Annotated in this window: 4 protein-coding genes; all 4 read left to right on the forward strand. The window is 49.2% G+C overall.

Annotated features, from left to right (window positions below):
* A partial coding sequence (locus VZT47_RS09745; RefSeq protein WP_330224772.1) for an ATP-binding protein occupies positions 1 to 1,248 on the forward strand: 1,248 nt, incomplete at its 5' end.
* 76 nt (positions 1,249 to 1,324) lie between these two features.
* Entirely contained in the window at positions 1,325 to 1,504 is a 180-nt protein-coding gene (locus tag VZT47_RS09750) for a hypothetical protein (RefSeq protein ID WP_330224773.1), read from the forward strand.
* 321 nt (positions 1,505 to 1,825) lie between these two features.
* The gene (locus VZT47_RS09755; RefSeq protein WP_330224774.1) at positions 1,826 to 3,178 is read left to right on the forward strand and encodes an ATP-binding protein; all 1,353 of its coding nucleotides are present in this window, start codon (positions 1,826 to 1,828) and stop codon (positions 3,176 to 3,178) included.
* A gap of 128 nt (positions 3,179 to 3,306) precedes the next feature.
* Positions 3,307 to 3,515, forward strand: a 209-nt coding sequence (locus tag VZT47_RS09760) for a hypothetical protein (protein ID WP_330224775.1), incomplete at its 3' end; no start/stop codon positions are given.

Consider the following 3,515-nt stretch of genomic DNA (forward strand, 5'->3'; position numbering starts at 1 on the left):
CATTTTTCTGAAGGGAAGCCGGGACTTTTCTTTCAGGCCAAGCAGGACACCGCCTACGGCAACCTGCGTTCATTTTCGTACGAATTGGACAAGATGCTGCATTTACCGCCGACATTCGTTTTTTCTTCGTGGGAAGAAGCACTTGATGCAATGGTGCATCAGGCCGGGGATGAAAGGTTTCTTTTCGTTATCGACGAGTACCCGTACATTGTGGCGCAGGAGGCGGCATTTTCCTCTATCCTGCAGGAATTTATCGATACAGCGCCGGATAATATTTTCCTGATCATCATGGGGAGCGATGTATCATTTTTGAAGAAGGAACTGGAGGATGAGAAATCGCCCCTCTACAAACGGCGGACCTTCGAAATGCAGATCGGGAAGATGCCTTTCGATGAGGCAGCATTATTTTTAAATGGCATGGACATTGACGAAAAATGCGCCTACCTTTCGCTCATGTCCTCCTATCCCTACTATCTGGCTGCCATTGATACGCGCATTTCTTTTCCCGAAAATATGGAGCGCCTCCTGTTTAACGAGTACGGTACGTTTTTCTCCCTGCCTGATCAAGTGCTCTCGAACTCGACTAAAGTGCAGGATGTCTACAATGCAATTCTCCAATCCATCGCGCACCGGCATTATACTTTAAAAGATATCTCACTGGATATTCATGAAGAATCCAGCAAAGTGTCCAAATATATCACCACCCTGCTCAAGAGCGAAATCCTGGAAAAGCGGACGACCTTCATGGGCGGGAAAAAGGATCACTACTACTATATCGCAGATCCCATGCTGCGTTTCTGGTATCTCTTCATCTACGACCGCCAGGAACTGATCCGTATTAACGGCCCTGCTGTGATGAAGGAGCTGGAAGCGCCGATCCGTGAATTTCTTGCCAAAGGATTTGAGGAAACCGCCCTCCTTTTTCTTGAACAAATGAACAGGAATGGGGGCCTGCCCGGCATTTTTCCTGAAATTCAGAATTTCCGTGCAGACAAGACGGTTCTTGGCCGGTCCGTTGAAATTGACGGACTCTCCAAATCCGACGACACCCTCCTGGTGGTTGAGTGCAAATATCGGAATAAAGCATTTTCCAAAGCCGCCTTTCAGCATTTGGAGGAGAGCGCGTCCATATTCGCGCCAATGCTGCAGAGGGAATACTATATCTTTTCCCGCGCAGGATTTGCAGATGACCTGAGGGAAGGGGAGCATTTGCACCTGTATACTGCGGAAGATATGTTCATGAAGTGAACGGTATATGCCGGGCAGCGGGGCATGGTGCGTTTTTATACTTTTTTTATTTTGAGCTGGTCATTGTGAGGAAAACATGAAAACTCCGGGAGAAGAACTCTACAATTATCTCTGCAGCCGCTGGGGCGGGGCGAAAAAGGATAAAAGCAAATTTGTCGAAGCGCTGAGGGAATATCTGCTGCAGGAGGCCGAAGTCTCCTTAGAGGAGCTTACGGCATTTTTTGAGAATATTATGAGATTGACAATCCCGTCGTGAAGATGGAAGTCGAGGTAGAACTACTGCCGATCCGGCTCTATCATCTGGCGGGGTTCAGGGATATTGCGGCTCCCATTGCGGAAGAAGAACTGGAGGAAGTGCACCAAAGGTGGGAGGAGGCATTTCACAAGGTGCTTGGGGACGGTGAGGTACCCGGACGCGGTGAGGTGCGGAGACAAACGCAGAGGGACAGGCACGGAGCAGGGGTATTACATTATTCGGATGAATAACGCAGAACTTATTGCGTTTTTGGGGCGAATAATGCGAGACATCTTGCTTTTTTGGGAGGAAAAATGCTATAACTAGGGCAGGAGGTTCCTTATGAAACGCGATATCATGGAAAAACTGGCCCACTGGAAAGATGCTCCCGGACGGAAGCCCCTGCTTCTCACAGGTGTCCGCCAATGCGGGAAAACCTATATTTTAAAGGACTTCGGCAAAGAGTACTTTGAGGACGTCGCTTACTTCAACTTTGACAAAAGCCCTTCCCTGGGACAGATCTTCGAGTATGACCTGGATGTACAGCGCATTGTCGAAGAACTCACGATTGCCCGACGGGGAAAGCCCATCATTTTGGGGGCAACATTAGTCATTCTGGATGAAATCCAGGTTTGCCCGAAGGCCATTTCGAGTCTGAAATATTTCTGCGAAGACCTGCGGGAACTGCATGTCGTTGCCGCCGGTTCACTCCTGGGCGTTGCCCTTCGGAATGAGAATATCTCCTATCCGGTCGGAAAGGTCGACAAACTCTCCATGTACCCTATGACTTTCCGGGAATTTGTCATGGCCAACGGGGATGAAGCCCTGCTGACTGCAATGGATCGCATGGATATTTCCCGAGAGCTGCCGGACATGATCGCTATTCCCATGAAGAAATATCTGAAATGGTATTTTGTTGTGGGCGGGATGCCCGAAGCCGTTGAAAAGTGGATTGAGACCGAAAACCTCGATGCGGTAGAAGAGGTGCAGCAATCCATCCTGAAGGACTATCCGAATGATTTCGGGAAGCACATTCCCCAGGGAACCGACCGCAACCGGATGATCATGACCTTGAATCAGATTTGGGATTCCATACCGGTTCAGATTGCGAAAGAAAACAACAAGTTCATCTTTTCCCATGTTAAAAAGGGGGCACGGGCAAAGGATCTTGAGGATGCTCTTGAATGGCTGGTCAAGTCCGGACTGGTTTACCAGCTGCATCTCTGTGAGACGCCGGAGATTCCCCTTTCCGGTATGGCGGATGAGACCTATTTTAAAGTATTCATGGCGGATATCGGTCTCCTGCGCGTGAAAGCCGGGCTGCCTGTTGATACCGTCCTGAATGAGGGCGGGGACTACATTCGCTATAAAGGAGCCATGGCGGAGCAGTTCGTCATGACGGAGCTCACCACAATGGGGATTCCGGCATTTTTCTGGAGGTCTAAATCCGATGCAGAGGTGGATTTTCTGACGGACTATTACAGCAGAATTACGCCTATTGAGGTGAAATCGGCAGAAAACACGAAGGCCAAGAGCCTCCATACCTTTTGCAACCGCTATCACCCGGCTCAGGCCATTAAACTTTCCACGAAAAACGTCGGGGATAATGAGGACGGGACTACCCATGTTTGGAGCGTGCCGCTGTATGCGATTTCGAGGGTGAAGGAGTATCTGCGGAGTGATGGAAGAGGTTAATACCTCGTTTTCGGCAGAGAAAAAAGCCTGTTTCAGCTGTAAAAGAAGAGGCAATCTCCGGGTGGGAAACCGCTCATGGGTGCGAATTTATCCTTTTTTTATTTTGAGCTGCTCATTGTGAGGAAAACATGAAAACTCCGGGAGAAGAACTCTACAATTATCTCTGCAGCCGCTGGGGCGGAGCGAAGAAGGATAAACGCAAATTTGTCGAAGCGCTGAGGGAGTATCTGCTGCAGGAGGCCGAAGTCTCCTTAGAGGAGCTTACGGCATTTTTTGAGAAATATTATGAGATTGACGATCCCGTCGTAAAGATGGAAGTCGAGGTGGAACTGCTGCC

The sequence above is a fragment of the Dialister sp. genome (assembly GCF_036343215.1).
GTDB lineage: Bacteria > Bacillota > Negativicutes > Veillonellales > Dialisteraceae > Dialister.

Bases quoted from the DNA above. Each gene is read 5' to 3' on its own strand.
- VZT47_RS09750 (WP_330224773.1), top strand. From the start codon at position 1,325: ATGAAAACTCCGGGAGAAGAACTCTACAATTATCTCTGCAGCCGCTGG.
- VZT47_RS09755 (WP_330224774.1), top strand. From the start codon at position 1,826: ATGAAACGCGATATCATGGAAAAACTGGCCCACTGGAAAGATGCTCCC.